A 15,059-nucleotide genomic window follows, 5' to 3' on the forward strand; every position below is an offset into this window, starting at 1 on the left:
GCGAACGGTGCCGCAGCGCCCCTAGACTGCGGTCACGTTCCGACCTCGTCGCCCGCCCTGGCTTTCCCATTCTGTGCGGGGCACGCACCGATGTCCGATACCGACCTGTTCCAGCGCCATCGCAACCGCCTGTCATGAACCTTTTCCCGTGCAGAAGCACTACACCGCCATGCAACCCCTGATCGTGCTGAGCATGTAGATCCATGACTGCGGCAGGCTGGAACCCGAGCTGGTGCAGCAGGTGCTGATGTGGGCATCGCAACTCAACGGCTGTGCGTTCTGGCGCGTCGCAGGTAGAAGTGGCGCGGGCGCGGCGCGGCCTGTCTGCCCCAGCAGCCGATGGCGTGGCCGGCGATCAGGAAAGCGGAGATCACGAAGAACACGAACACCGCGCTCCAGCGGTGCCAGCTCAGCGCCACCAGCAGGCGGGCCGGGACGAATACGGCCCCAGCGCGGTCTGCTTCAACGGGATGCGCAGCGCGAGGTGGTGCAGTACCACCGGCAGGATCGACGCGCCGCGCAGCGCGTCGATTCCGGGGCTGCGCGGCACTTACTTGCGCGCGGTCAGGATCGGTGTCAGCAGGTCCGGCTTGCCGGGGATGCGCTCCAGGTGCGGGTAGCGCAGGCCGCCGCGGTAGTCGAGTTTGACCGTGCGGTAGCGGTCGAACTCTTTCAGCAGCAGCTCGATCGGCGCCTTGCCGTCCGTATTCGCCTTCACCGCTTCCTCCAGCGCGTCGGCGCTGAACGCCTGGCCATTGACCGCGACCACGGTGGCGCCGCTGCCAATGCCGGCGTTGAACGCCGGACTGTCCCAGCGCACGTCGCCGATGCCGCCGTCCTTGCCCAGGCTCAGGCCCAGCGAGTACACGAAATCGGCGCCGCCCCAGCGCGCGTTGGCCTTGGCGTAGGCGCTCGGCGTGTCCTTGAACACCAGCTTCCAGCCCGCCGCCTCGATACCACCGGTCAGGCCCTTCTTGCCGTCCAGGCGCTCGCGCAGGAAGCTCGCCCAGTCGTACGGCATTACGCCGTTGAGCGTGGCCACCACGTCTTCGAAGGTGTAGGTGTTCTGCTGCTCCCACTCGCCGTCGTTGACGCCGAAGAAGGCCCTGGCGAAATCGTCCAGCGACTTCTTGCCGCCCGTCCGGCTGCGAATCAACGCATCGGCCTCCAGCCAGATCATCTGGCCGCCGGAGTAGTAGTCCTCGCTCAACTGGTAATTGCGGTAGGCGCGCGGCGCGCGGCTGGCGATGATCGGGTCGTTGGTGGTGTCCTGGATATTGCGCCAGGCCAGGCCCGGGCGGTTTTCGGCATAGGTGGCGGCGACCAGCGCCAGCGCGTCGATCGACGCCGGCAGCGGACGCAGGCCGCTGCGCGCTGCCAGCACGTTGCCCCAGTACTGGGTCTGGCCTTCATAGACCCACAGCAGGCTGTCTTGCATAGGGACGTTGAAGTTGGGTGTCCACAGATCGGCCGGACGGCGGTATTTGCCGTTCCAGCTGTGGGTGTACTCGTGCGCCAGCAGGTCGGTGAAGCCGGTCTTCTCGTTCCAGCCAGTGAAGTAGTCGGTGCCGACCCCGTTCTCGCTGGAGCGCTGGTGCTCCAGGCCGTTGCCGCCCATCTGCTCGGACAGCGAGAACAGGAACTGGTAATGGTCGTAGTGCTGCGCGCCAAACAGCTTCAGTGCCTGTTCGACCATGGCCTTGTGCAGTTCGATCTGCTTCGGCTTGGCCTCGAGGTACTTCGGCGCATCGGCGACCACGCCCAGCTTCACCGGCACCTTGCCGCCGGCGGGGGTCAGGTCGATGTTCTTCGCGTAGCGGCCGGCGTACACCGGCGAGTCCACTAGGATGTCGAACGGCACGTCCCTGTAGTCCACGGTGTCGCCGCTGCGGCCGTCCTCGTGGAGCGCGGTGAAGGCAGTCCAGCCGGCCGGGTAGGTGACGCGCGGATCGACCATGATCCGGTGGGTGTAGTGGCCTGCCGGGTACAGCGCCGCCGACAGGAACTGCAGGTTGAGCATGTCCGGCGTCATCACCACGCGGCCCTGGCTGCCGGTGGTGGGCGTGAGGTAGTCGAACTCGGCGACGACCTCGGTGGCGCCGGCCGGGACCTCGATGTGGAATGCCGCCACGTCCAGCGGGTCGCGCTTCCAGTCCAGCTTCTGGCCGTTGGCCTTGAACGTGATGCCGGCGATCTTGTCGATCGCATTGCGCGGGGTGTGGCCGCCCGGCACCCACATCGGGTACAGCAGGGTCAGCGGGCCGGGCTGCGCCGGGATGGTCTGCTTCACCCGGAAGATGCGGTGTGCAAGATCGGTGGCATCCACCTCCAGCTTCATCGTGCCCGGGTACGGCACATCCTGCGGCGGCGGAATGTTGGACGCCGCATTCTGGGCGGAGGCGCCCCCGGCGATCAGCAGGGACAGGGCGAGGGGCAGCAGGCAGCGCGTCATGGGCAACTCCGGGAAGCGGGGCAAACTCCCATCCTAGCGGCGGGGTCGGCCCCACCCCTATGCCGAAAGCCATGCACGCGGCGTTCATGCCTGCGGCAGGATGCTGGTGCCGTCACACTTCGGGGAGTTCCACATGCACGCTTTGCCCGTCCGCGTTGCCGCCCTGCTCCTGCTGGCCGGCTGCAGCAGCCAGCCACCCGCGCCCGAGGCCCCCGCGGCCTGCGTGGCCGAGTCGGGACAGGCTTATCTCGGCCAGCCGGCCAGCGACGCCACCCTCGAGGCCATCCGCCGCGCCACGGGCGCCGGCCAGCTGCGCGCATTGAAGCCCGGCCAGGCCGCGACGATGGATTTTCGACAGGACCGCGTGACCGTCGTGCAGGATGCCGAGGGGCGGATCGAGCGGATCACCTGCGGCTGAGGCCGCGCGCGGCGGCGGATTCAGCCACCGCCACCGCCGAACTCCACCTTCGCTCCCTTGCCGCTGGACCAGCGGGTGCCGGCCGCCGGCTGGCACCATGGCGCGGGCGCCTGCCCGGGCGTGGATGGCTTGTCGATGCAGCGCGGGTCGCGCGCGACCTCGGCGGCGTTGTCGTGGTACTCGGCGCTGGCACAACCGGCGAGCGCCACCACCAGCAGGGACAACGGGACGGTTCGACGCATGGGCTGCCTCCGGGGTTGCCGGCCTTCTTGATACCCAAGTCGCGGCGACCCCGCCCGTGCCAAAGGCTCAGTCGGCGGGCTGCAGCACCGCATCCGGCGCCGCGACATCGCGCGCGGCGCGCCATGCCACCAGCGCGGCCAGCGACAGCAGCAGGGCCGCGACGAGGAAGGCCACGCCCGGCAGCCGCACCGGCGCCGCCGGGCTGATGAAATAGCCGAACGTGCTGGCGAACGTCGCCGGCGCGATGATCCCCGCCAGCGACACCAGGCTGCTCAGCGAGCCCTGGATGCGCCCCTGCGCGTCGGCCGGCACCTGCCGCGTGATCAAGGCCATGGTCGCCGGCCCGGCCACGGCCCACAGCGCGCTGATCGGCAGGCCGATCAGGAACACCCAACCCGCCCCGGCGAACCCGTACAGCACGAACCCGGCAGTGCCGCAGAGCAGCCCCAGCAGCATGGCGCGGCGCTCGCCCAGCGCCTTCACCAGCCGGCCCACCACCAGCACGTTGACCACCACGCTGCACACGCCGACCGCGGCCAGCACGTAGCCGGCCTGTTTTTCCTTCCAGCCGAAGGCCGCGTCGGCGAACAGCACGAAGGTGCTGGGATAGACGTAGTGCGCGAAGTTGGCGATGAACACCACCGCCACCAGCCCCCAGATGCGCGGATGTTCCAGCAGCATCTTCACGCCGCCCATCGGGCGCGCGTGGGTCCAGTCGAAACGCGTGGTGCGGCGCTCGGGCGGCAGCGATTCCGGCAGCACGAACAGGCCGTAGAGGAAATTGAGCGTCGCCAGGCCGGCGGCGCACCAGAACGGCAGGCGGTGGTTGATATCGCCCAGCACGCCACCCAGCAGCGGGCCGACGATGAAGCCCAGGCCGAACGCCGCACCGATCATGCCGAAGCTCTTGGCGCGCTGGTCCGCAGGCACCACGTCGGCAATGTAGGCGTTGGCGGTGGAGAAACTGGCCGAGGTGGCGGCAGACAGCAGGCGGCCAACCAACAGCCACGCCAGCGTCGGCGCCAGCGCCATGAACACGAAATCCGCCGCAAGCCCCAGGCACGACAGCAGGATCACCGGCCGGCGGCCAAAGCGGTCGGACAGCGCGCCCTGGATCGGCGCGCAGAAGAACTGCACGATCGAGAACGTCAACGAGAACACGGCCGTCCAGTACGCGGCCGTGGAGAGGCTGCCACCCACCATTTCCTGCACGAGATGCGGCAGTACCGGGATGATCACGCCGAAGGCGATCACGTCGATCAGCACGGTGACGAAGATGAAGGCAAGCGCGGCCTTGCGCGCGCCGGGAGCAGTCTGGGCGTTCAAGCGGATTCCCGTGGCGTTGGGTGTGTGGGGAAAAGCAGTGCCGGCCGGTCAGCCGACGAAGGCGTCGGTGGCCAGCCATTCTGCGTGCTCGCGCACGTCGTCCGGCCAGGCCGCGATGCCGGCATGGAAGCGCGCATCATCCTCGGCGAACAGCGCGCGCGCCACCTCCTCGAAGCCGGGGGCGTCGCCCGCCATGGCATGCAGGAACCGGTAGGTGGCTTCCTGCGCGGCCCGGCGGCGGTCGTCGCCGGCCGAGACCTTGCGGGCCTCGTCCACCAGCCGCCGCAACGCCACCGAGGCACCGCCGGGCTGCGCGGCCAGCCAGTCCCAGTGGCGCGGCAGCAGGGTCACTTCGCGGGCCACCACCCCCAGCCTGGGGCGGCCGGGCCGGCGCGGCCGGGCGGGGCCGGTGGCGTCCCCCGCGTCCAGCGTCGGGCGCGACAGCCAGGCCAGCAGGTCGGCGGGGGGCAGCTCCAGCGGCAACTCCAGCGGGCGCGCGTCGGTATCGTCGAAGACCCGCACCGGGCGCTCGGGATGGAGGTCATAGGCCTGCTTGGCCTTCAGCGCCACGTGGCGCAGCTCGCCGCTGGCAATGCGGTCCACGCCCGAAAAGGCGGTGCAGCGCTGGGACGGACGGGGATTGGGCACGGGCACGCCTCCGCAAGGAGGCGAATATTACCCGGATCAAATCAGGCCAACAAGGGCCGACTCAACGCACCGGCCCAACCTCGATGAAGCGCAGGAACTCGGCGCGGGTGCGCGCATCGTCGCGGAAGCAGCCCAGCATTTTGCTGGTCACCATGCTGACCCCGCGCTTGTGGATGCCCCGCGTGGTCATGCATTCGTGCGCCCCCACCACCACCACGCCGACGCCGCGCGGCTGCAGCGCGCGCTGGATGCAGTTGGCGATCTGCGCGGTCATCTTCTCCTGCACCTGGAAGCGGCGCGCGTAGGCCTCCACCACCCGCGCCAGCTTGCTGATGCCCACCACCTTGCCATCCGGCAGGTAGCCCACGTGCACCTTGCCGATGATCGGCGCCATGTGGTGCTCGCAGTGGCTTTCGTACTCGATGTCGCGCAGCACGATCATCTCGTCGTAGCCGCCCACTTCCTCGAAGGTGCGCGCCATGTAGTCGTCCGGGTCCAGCGCGTAGCCGCTGAACCAGTCCTCGTAGGCCTTGACCACCCGCTGCGGCGTGTCCAGCAGCCCTTCGCGGGTGGGGTCGTCGCCGGCCCACTTCAGCAACGTGCGCACCGCCTCCTCGGCCTGCTGGCGGGTGACGTGGTTGCGGCTGTCGTCGGACATGGCGGCTCCGGGCGCGAACGGGGACGCGCATGTTAGCGCGATTGCCCCGCGCCCCCCGGGCTCAGCCAACGCTTGTCGCGGGCCGCGCGCCCAACAACCGCGCGGGCAGCATCAGCAGGGCGTGCAGGAAAGCGAACACCGCCGAGAAGGTGATGCCGACCAGCCGGAACGGCAGCGACACCAGCCAGGCCAGCGGCCACAGCACCAGTGCCAGCACGGCAAGCGGCCAGCACAGCACCCACAACAGGCACCAAAGCAGCAGGACGGCGAGGGTCTTCATGGCAGGCTTCCTTCAATGGCGGCCGGGACGTCCGTATCGACGCCCCACGCTACCGTTGTCGGTTCATGGCGCCTGCGCATCAAGCGGTTTGCGACGAAGGCGGGCATGGCGCGACGAATCCGCCCGCCCCGCGCATCGCCTCAGAAGCTGTTGTCGCCGTCCAGGATCCGGCCCAGCCCGCCCAGCACGGAGCCTTCGCCGCGCGCACCGCCGTTCTGCGGCGCAGCGGCCAGCATGCGGCCGGCCAGGCGCGAGAACGGCAGCGACTGCAGCCAGACTTTGCCGGGACCGGTCAGGGTGGCCAGGAACACGCCTTCGCCGCCGAAGAACATCGACTTCAACCCCACGACCGGGCGCACGTCCATGTTCACGCTGGCGTGGAAGCCGACCACGCAGCCGGTATCCACGTCGATGCGCTCGCCCGGCGCCAGCTCGCGCTCCACCACGCAGCCGCCGGCGTGGATGAACACCCAGCCGTCGCCCTCGAGCTTCTGCATGATGAAACCCTCGCCCCCGAACAGGCCGGTGAGGATTTTCTTCTGGAAGTGCACGCCCACCTGCACGCCGCGCGCGCCGGCCAGGAAGCTGTCCTTCTGGCAGATGATGCGGCCGCCGTGTTCGTCCAGCTTCATCGCCATCACCGTGCCCGGGTAGGGCGCGGCGAACGCCACCTTGGCCTTGCCGCTGCCGGTGTGGGTGTACAGCGTGGTGAACAGGCTTTCGCCGGTGATCACGCGTTTGCCGGCCGACAGCAGCTTGTCCATGAAACCGCCACCCTGGCCCGATGCCGAGCCGTCGCCGAACACCGTGTCCATCTGCACCGCGCTGTCCTTGAACATCAGCGCGCCGGCTTCGGCGATGGCGGATTCGCCGGGATCGAGTTCGATCTCGACGAACTGCATTTCCTGCCCATGGATGCGGAAGTCGATCTCGTCGCTGCGGCCCTTGCCACCGTTGCGCGGTGGCGGCGGCGGGCCGCCGGCCGGGTCGCCCGGCACGCCGTCCACCAGCTCGGCGATATTGCGCGCCGGCAGCCAATCGCCCATGCCCTCTTTCCACGCCAGCAGACCCGGCGTGCGGGCCACTTCGGCGCGCGCGGCCTCTAGGTCCATCGGGCCCAGGCGGCGGTTGACGGACGGATCGTGCAGATACCACTGGCTCATGGGGAACGCCTTTCCTGTGGGTCGATGCCGCAAGCGTATACGAGGCGGGCAACGACGCGACCGCCGGAGGTCATGCCCTCGAACGTGGGTCAGGCGGTGGCCGCGAGGCGGTCAAGCGCGGTATCAATGTCGATGCCCGCGGGCAGGCTGCCGTAGGTCGCCGCATGCGCCGGGCCCAGCCGCGCCGCGCACCAGTCGCGCGCCAGCGGATGGCGGGCGCCCAGCAGGGCGGCGCCCTGCAGCAGCAAGGCCAACCGCTCGACGAACGCGCGCGCGCCGGTTTCGTCGCTGCCCGCGGCCAGCATCGCCATACCGGCCTGCAGTGCCGCATCGAAATGCGCATTCAGGCCGGCCGCCGCCTGCCATTCGGCGCGCAGTGCGGCGCCGGTCTCCGGCTCGCGTGCCAGTGCGCGCAGCACGTCCAGGCACTGGATGTTGCCGCAGCCTTCCCAGATCGAATTGAGCGGTGCTTGTCGATACAGGCGCGGCAGCAGGGTTTCTTCGATGTAGCCGATGCCGCCCAGGCATTCCTGCGCCTCGTTGATGAAACCCGGCGCGCGCTTGCAGATCCAGTACTTGCCGATGGCGGTGGCGATCCGCGCCAGCGCCGCTTCGTGCGGATCGTGCGGCGCGCGATCGACCGCTCCGGCCACGCGCATCGCCAGCGCGGTGGCGGCCTCCGCCTCCAGTGCCAGGTCGGCCAGCACGCTGCGCATCAGCGGTTGCTCGACCAGCCGTTTGCCGAACGCGCTGCGATGGCGCGCATGGTGCACCGCCTGCCGCAGCGCCATCCGCATCAGGCCCGCCGAGCCCAGCATGCAGTCCAGCCGGGTCAGCATCACCATCTGCAGGATGGTCGGCACACCGCGGCCCTCATCACCGATGCGGTAGGCCCACGCATCATCGAACTCCACCTCACTGGACGCGTTCGACCAGTCCCCCAGCTTGTCCTTCAGCCGCATCAGCCGGAACCGGTTGCGCTGGCCATCGGGCATCCAGCGTGGCAGCAGAAAGCAGGTCAACCCACCCGCGGCCTGCGCCAGCACCAAAAATCCGTCCGACATCGGCGCGGAGAAGAACCATTTGTGCCCGACCAGCGCGTATTCGCCATCCGCGCCCAGCGCCGTCGCGCGGGTGGTGTTGGCGCGCACATCGCTGCCGCCCTGCTTCTCGGTCATGCCCATGCCCAGCGTCACGCCACGCTTGTCCGCCATCGGCACGTCGCGGCCGTCGTAGGCGAACGCGCAGGCCTTGTCCGCCCACGCGCCCAATGCCGGCGCCTGCCGCAGCACCGGCACCGCCGCGTGGGTCATGGTCAGCGGGCAGCTGCTGCCGGGTTCGGCCTGGTAGTGCAGGTAGCTCAACGCCGCGCGCGCCACCTGCGCGCCGGGTTGCGGCTGCGCCCACGACAGGCCGGCCACGCCGTGCGAAATCGCCGCGTCCATCACTGCGTGGTAGGCCGCGTTGAACTCCACACGGTCAAGCCGGCGGCCGTAGGCGTCGTGGGTCTTCAGGCGCGGGCGATCCCGGTGCGCGTCGTCGGCCAGGCGCAGCAATTCGCCGCCGGCCAACGCAGCGTAGGTCGCAATGTGCGCGGCGAACGCATCAGCGCCCTCGCGCGCCAACGCGTCGCGCAGGCCGATATCGTCGGCCCACAGATCGAACGGCCCCGGCGGCGGCGGCTGGTTGTGGACGGCGTGGGTGGCGGCTTGGGGGGTCGGCATCGCAGCGGTCTCCATTGCGGCCCCATTCTGCGCGGAATTGGCAGCACTCGTGCCTGCCTGCTGCCAACACAGGCCCACTTCGCTGCGCTAGCGTCGAGCCATCGCAACCGACACGGGAGACTGGCAATGACCACCATCCGGCAAGGCGCGGCGGCCGCGCTGTGGCAATCCGCGGTGCGCGAGGCGGAAACCCGCAGCGCGACAGCCTTGGACGAAGCGCAGGAAAGCTACCTGGTGTTCGTGCTGCTGCGGCACCAGAACGACCCCGACCTGTTGGCGCGCGTGCAGGCGCTGGAGTGGCTGCGCGCGCAGGAAAGCCTGGGGCGCACCCGCACCGATGCGCTGCGTGACGTGGGCGACCGCTGCCTGCTGATCGCCGGCCTGTACCCCGCGCTGGCGCAGCGCCGGCGCGTCAGCGTGGACTACTTCACCACGCTGGGCCGGGGTGCCTACCGCGACGTGGCCGAGGCCTGCCGCAACGCCTACGCCGAGCTGTTTGCCCAGCTGGCCGCCCACTACGAGGCGCTGGTGCAAGTGCTGCGTGGGCTGCGCGACGGCCCGCTGCTGATGGCCCAGCCCGCAGTCACGCCGGCGGCACCTGCAACTTGGCCGCGGGGCCTGCATTGACCTGGTGATTGAAATTCAACTTCGTGTGGTACGGCTCGGTGGGGCAGGTCATAAGCCGCGCCGCGAAGCGGCGTCGGCTTGAATGAATTGTTAGCTGCCAGCGCGATCAACTTTGAGCGTAATACTCAGATCACCGACAGTGACGGTAGCTGGCGCACCGGGATGAACCACAAGAGTTGGCGCCATGGCGCCGTATCGTGAGTCCACAGATGTGGCCACTTTGATCTGGTCCGATCCCAGATCCGTGACCGTGAAGGAGAGCTTGAAGCCGGAAGGTCCCGATACCTCAATGCTCGCGGGAGTGTCACTTTTCACGATCGCACTGGGCGCGCCAATGGATTTGCCTTTGTGTATCAGGTCTGCCGAGACCTTGTACAAATCAGCCGCTGCACAGTTGGATGCAACTAGGACGGCAAAAATGGCTGAAAGAGCGGCGAATGTTCTGTGAGTCATCTTGAACTCTCTGCTGGCAGCTAACACGTGAATTAAGCCGCGCCGCGAAGCGGCGTCGGCTTGGACGAATTGTTAGGGCGTGAACCGATGCCGACTCCACGTCACGAATAACCAACCAGCGAAGGCGGCCGCTGAACCTCCCCACACGATACCTTTGGTAAAGGGGTGCCCGCTGAAATGGGCCGCAACCGCTCCAAACGCGCCACCAGCCAACACAAACCACACCACTTTGTGACGCTCCGCTAAGCGACGACCTTCAGCGGCGCGTTTGCGGCGCACCTCCTCTTGAGCCTTCACATCCGGATCGAGAATGGCTTGAGCGACGGCTTCGGCTTGTGACTTGTCCATTAGCAGTAACTCCTTTTGAGCGCCCTACCACCTTATGTCTTGAACACTCCCTATTCTAGGTGCCGAGAGCCCGGCGTGCGCGCCCGATAACGCCTCGGTGTCAGCACCACCGTAATTCAGCAGGGGCCGCACGCCGGATCTCGCGCCCTGCGCCCGAACAGTTGATCGAGGTTTCCCTCGAACTGATAAGCGTGGGCCTCGGGCGCGATGCTCTCGACCACTCAACTGTAGCGAAGAACGGGCATGGCGGCAGTCGGCATTGATGTAGGCAAGGCCAATCTGGACATTGCGGTGGAAGGACGCCAAGGCGTCATGCGGTACGCGAACACCCGCAGCGGCATCACCAAGCTCGTGAAGTGGCTGAGGACCGGTCTTCCAGGCGAGCATGCTGGCGCTGCTTCCCGAACTGGGCGAGCTGAGCCGCCGCGAGATCGCGAAACTGGTGGGCGTGGCGCCAATGAATCGCGACAGTGGCCAAGGGCAAGGAAAGCGCCGGATCCACGGCGGGCGGGCGCCGGTGCGGGTGGCGCTGTACATGGCAACACTGTCGGCCGTGCGATGGGACCCGTTGATGAAAGCGCACTACCAACAGCTGCGTGCCCGCGGAAAACTGGCCAAGGTGGCGCTGGTGGCCTGCATGCGCAAGCTGCTCGGGATCGTCAATGCACGGCGCCGTGATGAGCTGCGCACAGATGGCAGGCTCTTGGCCTGAACGGCTGGATCACAAGACAGTTGCTGAGTTAAGCCGACCCGTGGCGGGGCGGCGGACGGGTGCTAGCGTAGCGCGTGCACACGGCCGACGCCACGACATGGGTTCGGCTTGAACGACTTGTTAGCCGGCAGGCTTCTTGAACCGAACACGAGTGAACTGCGGCTTCTCTGCCATGGAGTGCTGGACACCCATGTAAAGCAGCCCGGCTTGTGCACCAACTTTCTCAAGCTCGGCTTGCACCGCATAGCCCGACCAAGTCTCACCGGGCCCGATCTTGTGAGGTATCGGCACGTCGGCACCGGTTGTAATTACGAACTGCCTAGCATTACGGCGCAGGAAACGATCCATTAGGGTCGGATAGCAAGCACCAGCGAAGTGCGTAATCGTGGTGGCTTGATCACCAACATTCCGCACATTCACAACGACATGTGATTCATTGTTGAGGCCTCGGCCGGGAATCACGAATTGCATGTCCGGGCTAGCTCGAATTCGAAGCCGTGGTCCAGAGCGGAAATATCTGATGATTTCCCACAGTAATGCAGCAGTGCCAGTTAGAGCGCCCCACCAAGCGGCTGTGTCAGATGCGTTCAAATCTGTCTCCTGCCGGCTAACACCTGAGTTAAGCCGCGCCGCGAAGCGGCGTCGGCTTGGACGAATTGTTAGGCCCCAACCGGAAGTTCCGCGAGTTCTACCAGCTTGGCTAGAACTTGGTCGCATGCCTGTTCTAGGAAAGGATACTTGTCTTGGCCGAGATACGTGCACTCGTGAACCAGCAGGTTTCTGTAGCTGATGGCGAAGCGAAACCTACGCCAGGTATCTTCGCCAAAGACGAGCGGCGCAGGACCAAGACCGCGATGTTCTAGGTACAGCTCGACTAGCTTGTCCGGGTCGCAGTTCCGGAGCCGCGGGTAGTTGGCTTGCGGGCGTTGGTTGGGCTTGCGGAGTCCATGCAGCGCTAGAGAGCGCGACAAAGCTTCAACGGCGGAGACCCGGGTAACCAGCGTGTTGGGACCGTGCGACGGATTCGCCAAGCGCTGCCGAATGACATGCAGTCGCTGCCGCGGCATGGAGTTGATATATGCCGAGCGAATGCTTTCGAGTTCCGCCGCGTAGTCTGGTTCTTCCACTTGGGGCCTAACACCTGAGTTAAGCCGCGCCGCGAAGCGGCGTCGGCTTGAATGAATTGTTAGCTGGATCTTTTACCTGAAGCAAAGATGGCCTTGATGGTGCCCGTGACGAAACCAGCGGCAGCTGAAAGCATGACTGCAAGCCCAGCAGTTGCGAGCACAAGTAGGGCGATAGCGGCGATTCTTGCGAACCTAATTGCCGCCTCAAATGCGGTTGAACTTTGGCTTGAGCTTGGCACGGAGCTCCTTTTCAAGCGCCTTGCGCTCCAACTCGTTAGGTACGGGGTGGAAAGACCAGTGCGTGAACACTTTATCTGAGTCTTTGCGCGTGTGCTCTGCAATGCGAAGAAGGCAGTTCCATCCTTGTCCGATATAGACGAGATCATCATTGTCGTAGAGGAAATACACGCCGGAACAAGCTCCCAGCAATGCTGTTCTCGGGAGATTGGAATGGTCAAAGTCTGTCATTGATCCAGCTAACGCCTGAGTTAAGCCGGAGCGCTTTGCGGCCGCGGCGTTGTGACAATTTACCGAACAACTCCGCGGCCGCGAAGCGATCTCGGCTTGAACGAATTGTTAGCCACCCGGCGATTCAATCGCGGGTTTGTCCTTTATGAAGCTACCAATGAGCGTCGGTGTGGCCGCACCCAAGTGAATGGCTAGAAAGGGAGTCAGAGACGTTCCTGAAGTTAGATAGAGGAGGACGACAGCTCCGCCGAGGAGGACCATGACAAGGGTCACTATCCAATAGAACCACGATTTGATCCATCTTGGCTTTTTCTTGTGGAAGTCCTCGCGAATGTTGTAGAGCGCGTAGAACTCAGGGAGGGTGCCACCCAGCAACCCCCAAAAGAATCCTTCCATAGGAACCATGTCAGTCACCGAACTTAGCTCCATTTACAGCCTTGAATGCTGTCCATACATCTGAGGCGGTTGATACGTTCTTCTTAAGAGCATAGAGCCTGGATCCGTCTTGAGCTCGCGTAAGAGAGACGCGGACCGATGGACTTACCTTAAGAATTTCACCGACTCTTGCTGCGTCGATATGGGTCTCGCGAGCAATTCCGGAAATAGTGCGGTACTTGAACCTCGGGTTCTTGAGCGCCTTGATTACCTTGCGCTCAGCATCCTGCGAGATATGTGGGCTTCTCTTCGGCATAGCGATCTCTCTAGTGGTGGCTAACGCTGGCTTAAGCGGCGGCTGTAGGCCGTCCGCTTGAAGCGACAGTTAGGCATCAGATGGAGGCTTGTGCAAATGAAGCGGACGATTGAGCAGTGGAGAGGATGCGAACCGGAAGCGATGGCGACCAGACAAAGCGATGCGGCGCGAACTTTCGCGTTTGCCGATGCTAAGGCCGACATACTCGAATTGCACCGGGACAACGAACGCCTGCGCGAACTGTTGGCAGACCTGAAAGCGTGGGACGTGGAGCAATACATGACGATACCTCACGCACTGCGTGAACGCATCCAGCGTGAATTGATGCCTAACAGTGGCGTTAATCCGCGCCGCGAAGCGGTGTCGCGTTGAACGAATTGTTAGGGCGGAAGCCCGGAGAACGAGATGAACAAGCATGAAGGCTGCCAACGTGCGTTTACCCACCTGTCCGAAAGCTGGTACGGGAAGGCCTGCCTGAGTTCCGGCAGAACGATAGACAGCGTAACGATGGGCTTCTATCACCCGGACGGCGGAACCACAGGCGAGTTCTCAGTCCATTGGGAGAACTTGGCTGGGCGGGTCACGCCGAAGCTGGAAGTTTTCGATGATGCGTGGGATGCGCTTCACGAGTTCCGCGATGTCATCGCAGTGCTGGCGAAACACGACGGGCAAGATATTGCGCCGCGCGATCTTTGCGAGTTGTTGCGCGATTGCGGAATCGTTGACCGCACCCAGCGTGTGCAGCCCTAACACCTGAATTAAGCCGTGCCACGAAGTGGCATCGGCTTGAATGAATTGTTAGGGCACATCTCCATGACCTGTGACCTGCCCGTCTTGGATGTAGTAGATCGTGCGAATGCCGGGCCATAGGTCGGAGATTGAGAAGCGGATTGTCCTAGCGCAGAAGCAGTTGTGCACGGCCTTGCTCACGTCATAAGTGACAGATACCTTCGCAATGTCTGCATGACGGGAAATTTGTGGAGCCCCCGGTTGGACACCACAATAGGCGTTAGCGCGTACCGTGAAGATTAAGCGTTTGTCGATACGTTCAACTTGCGTTTCACTTGCGCGATCTTTGAGCGGCACGATGCCACACCCTTTGGGTGTTTCCAGTGTGATCTCCGCTGCGAGAGCGCCGCCTGCTGCGGCGAGAGAGATGGCAGCGACAATGACCTGGGATACTCGATTCATGTGCCCTAACACCTGAGTTAAGCCGCGCCGCGAAGCGGCGTCGGCTTGAATGAATTGTTAGGTGCGCGCCGCCTGAACGACACACCCCCACCCGTCATAGTCCAGTCCAAACAACTCACAAATGCAAGCCATAAATCCGGACACGGACTGGATAGCGTGCTGCTCAATGGGCATGTGAACCACAACGAGAACACTAGGAGATTCTAGGTCTTGAGTGGTGGCAAGGCCGTACTGGTGGTCGTTGATGAAGCTGGCGACGATGCTTGCCTTGTCCGAAGTTGGTGCCTTGAGTAGGAACTCAACGTCGCGTGGGACGCTAAAGCGGTCTCCCTGCACATCAAGCTTGCGGAGCAAGTCTGTGTCAGCGGCGGCTGTTTCCATCAGCTTGTCGACAACTGCCATAGCGCACCTAACGCCTGAATTAAGCTGCGCCGCGAAGCGGCGTCGGCTTGAATGAATTGTTAGTAGCGCTATTCTGGAAGTGAATAGCCGACTTTTGTGTCAGTGACGGTGATAAATCCTTGCTGTTC

General features: G+C 65.0%; 21 protein-coding genes and 1 pseudogene. 5 read left to right on the plus strand and 17 right to left on the minus strand.

Annotation, left to right across the window (positions count from 1 at the left end):
- Positions 1-263: 263 nt before the first annotated feature.
- The 3 genes from ACK4SG_RS08645 to ACK4SG_RS08655 are packed head-to-tail and all read right to left on the minus strand — an operon-like array spanning position 264 to position 2,452.
- Positions 264-419 carry a hypothetical protein gene (locus ACK4SG_RS08645; protein WP_409601316.1) on the minus strand — a complete coding sequence of 52 codons (156 nt, stop codon included), beginning with the start codon at positions 417-419 and terminating at the stop codon, positions 264-266.
- The gene (locus ACK4SG_RS08650) at positions 410-550 is read right to left on the minus strand and encodes a hypothetical protein (RefSeq protein ID WP_409601317.1); all 141 of its coding nucleotides are present in this window, start codon (positions 548-550) and stop codon (positions 410-412) included. Before ACK4SG_RS08650 ends, ACK4SG_RS08645 begins: the two co-directional genes overlap by 10 nt.
- The gene (locus ACK4SG_RS08655; RefSeq protein WP_409601318.1) at positions 551-2,452 is read right to left on the minus strand and encodes a M61 family metallopeptidase; all 1,902 of its coding nucleotides are present in this window, start codon (positions 2,450-2,452) and stop codon (positions 551-553) included.
- Between the two features lie 133 nt (positions 2,453-2,585).
- On the opposite strand from ACK4SG_RS08655, the gene ACK4SG_RS08660 reads away from it, so the two are divergent.
- Positions 2,586-2,870: an I78 family peptidase inhibitor gene (locus tag ACK4SG_RS08660; protein ID WP_409601319.1), complete on the plus strand. Its 285-nt coding sequence runs from the start codon at positions 2,586-2,588 to the stop codon at positions 2,868-2,870.
- Between the two features lie 20 nt (positions 2,871-2,890).
- Here the strand turns inward: ACK4SG_RS08660 and ACK4SG_RS08665 are convergent, their stop codons facing one another.
- From ACK4SG_RS08665 to ACK4SG_RS08695, 7 genes are all read right to left on the minus strand, one after another.
- Complete coding sequence (locus ACK4SG_RS08665) at positions 2,891-3,112, minus strand: hypothetical protein (RefSeq protein WP_409601320.1); 222 nt, start codon at positions 3,110-3,112, stop codon at positions 2,891-2,893.
- Between the two features lie 67 nt (positions 3,113-3,179).
- The gene (locus ACK4SG_RS08670; RefSeq protein WP_409601321.1) at positions 3,180-4,439 is read right to left on the minus strand and encodes a TCR/Tet family MFS transporter; all 1,260 of its coding nucleotides are present in this window, start codon (positions 4,437-4,439) and stop codon (positions 3,180-3,182) included.
- Between the two features lie 48 nt (positions 4,440-4,487).
- Positions 4,488-5,087, minus strand: coding sequence for a DUF2239 family protein (locus tag ACK4SG_RS08675; RefSeq protein ID WP_409601322.1), 600 nt, complete (start codon positions 5,085-5,087; stop codon positions 4,488-4,490).
- 61 nt (positions 5,088-5,148) lie between these two features.
- A complete protein-coding gene (folE, locus tag ACK4SG_RS08680) occupies positions 5,149-5,745 on the minus strand; it encodes a GTP cyclohydrolase I FolE (RefSeq protein ID WP_409601323.1) in 597 nt (198 codons plus the stop codon).
- Between the two features lie 61 nt (positions 5,746-5,806).
- Complete coding sequence (locus ACK4SG_RS08685) at positions 5,807-6,025, minus strand: hypothetical protein (RefSeq protein ID WP_409601324.1); 219 nt, start codon at positions 6,023-6,025, stop codon at positions 5,807-5,809.
- 140 nt (positions 6,026-6,165) lie between these two features.
- Complete coding sequence (locus ACK4SG_RS08690) at positions 6,166-7,188, minus strand: TIGR00266 family protein (RefSeq protein WP_409601325.1); 1,023 nt, start codon at positions 7,186-7,188, stop codon at positions 6,166-6,168.
- An 89-nt stretch (positions 7,189-7,277) separates the two neighbouring features.
- Positions 7,278-8,912 carry an acyl-CoA dehydrogenase family protein gene (locus tag ACK4SG_RS08695; RefSeq protein ID WP_409601326.1) on the minus strand — a complete coding sequence of 545 codons (1,635 nt, stop codon included), beginning with the start codon at positions 8,910-8,912 and terminating at the stop codon, positions 7,278-7,280.
- A 126-nt stretch (positions 8,913-9,038) separates the two neighbouring features.
- Here ACK4SG_RS08695 and ACK4SG_RS08700 point away from each other — a divergent pair, with 126 nt between their 5' ends.
- Positions 9,039-9,539 (plus strand): hypothetical protein, encoded by a 501-nt coding sequence (locus tag ACK4SG_RS08700; protein WP_409601327.1) that lies wholly within the window; start codon positions 9,039-9,041, stop codon positions 9,537-9,539.
- A 90-nt stretch (positions 9,540-9,629) separates the two neighbouring features.
- Here the strand turns inward: ACK4SG_RS08700 and ACK4SG_RS08705 are convergent, their stop codons facing one another.
- Positions 9,630-10,019, minus strand: coding sequence for a hypothetical protein (locus ACK4SG_RS08705; protein ID WP_409601328.1), 390 nt, complete (start codon positions 10,017-10,019; stop codon positions 9,630-9,632).
- Between the two features lie 45 nt (positions 10,020-10,064).
- Positions 10,065-10,340, minus strand: coding sequence for a hypothetical protein (locus ACK4SG_RS08710; protein WP_409601329.1), 276 nt, complete (start codon positions 10,338-10,340; stop codon positions 10,065-10,067).
- Between the two features lie 364 nt (positions 10,341-10,704).
- On the opposite strand from ACK4SG_RS08710, the pseudogene ACK4SG_RS08715 reads away from it, so the two are divergent.
- Positions 10,705-11,052, plus strand: a pseudogene (locus ACK4SG_RS08715) (transposase); the annotation flags it as partial.
- 120 nt (positions 11,053-11,172) lie between these two features.
- Here ACK4SG_RS08715 and ACK4SG_RS08720 read toward each other — a convergent pair.
- From ACK4SG_RS08720 to ACK4SG_RS08730, 3 genes are all read right to left on the minus strand, one after another.
- Positions 11,173-11,523 carry a hypothetical protein gene (locus ACK4SG_RS08720; RefSeq protein ID WP_409601330.1) on the minus strand — a complete coding sequence of 117 codons (351 nt, stop codon included), beginning with the start codon at positions 11,521-11,523 and terminating at the stop codon, positions 11,173-11,175.
- An 860-nt stretch (positions 11,524-12,383) separates the two neighbouring features.
- On the minus strand, positions 12,384-12,587 hold the full coding sequence (locus ACK4SG_RS08725) for a hypothetical protein (protein WP_409601331.1): 204 nt from the start codon (positions 12,585-12,587) through the stop codon (positions 12,384-12,386).
- Positions 12,588-12,755: 168 nt separating this feature from the next.
- Positions 12,756-13,061 carry a hypothetical protein gene (locus ACK4SG_RS08730; RefSeq protein WP_409601332.1) on the minus strand — a complete coding sequence of 102 codons (306 nt, stop codon included), beginning with the start codon at positions 13,059-13,061 and terminating at the stop codon, positions 12,756-12,758.
- A gap of 373 nt (positions 13,062-13,434) precedes the next feature.
- On the opposite strand from ACK4SG_RS08730, the gene ACK4SG_RS08735 reads away from it, so the two are divergent.
- On the plus strand, positions 13,435-13,710 hold the full coding sequence (locus tag ACK4SG_RS08735) for a hypothetical protein (protein WP_409601333.1): 276 nt from the start codon (positions 13,435-13,437) through the stop codon (positions 13,708-13,710).
- A 33-nt stretch (positions 13,711-13,743) separates the two neighbouring features.
- Positions 13,744-14,088 (plus strand): hypothetical protein, encoded by a 345-nt coding sequence (locus tag ACK4SG_RS08740; protein ID WP_409601334.1) that lies wholly within the window; start codon positions 13,744-13,746, stop codon positions 14,086-14,088.
- A gap of 48 nt (positions 14,089-14,136) precedes the next feature.
- Here the strand turns inward: ACK4SG_RS08740 and ACK4SG_RS08745 are convergent, their stop codons facing one another.
- Together ACK4SG_RS08745 and ACK4SG_RS08750 are read right to left on the minus strand one after the other, a co-directional pair.
- Complete coding sequence (locus tag ACK4SG_RS08745; RefSeq protein WP_409601335.1) at positions 14,137-14,529, minus strand: hypothetical protein; 393 nt, start codon at positions 14,527-14,529, stop codon at positions 14,137-14,139.
- Positions 14,530-14,586: 57 nt separating this feature from the next.
- Positions 14,587-14,931 (minus strand): ribonuclease E inhibitor RraB, encoded by a 345-nt coding sequence (locus tag ACK4SG_RS08750; protein WP_409601336.1) that lies wholly within the window; start codon positions 14,929-14,931, stop codon positions 14,587-14,589.
- Positions 14,932-15,059: the final 128 nt, after the last annotated feature.

Source organism: Thermomonas sp. (genome assembly GCF_046293095.1).
Lineage (GTDB): Bacteria > Pseudomonadota > Gammaproteobacteria > Xanthomonadales > Xanthomonadaceae > Thermomonas.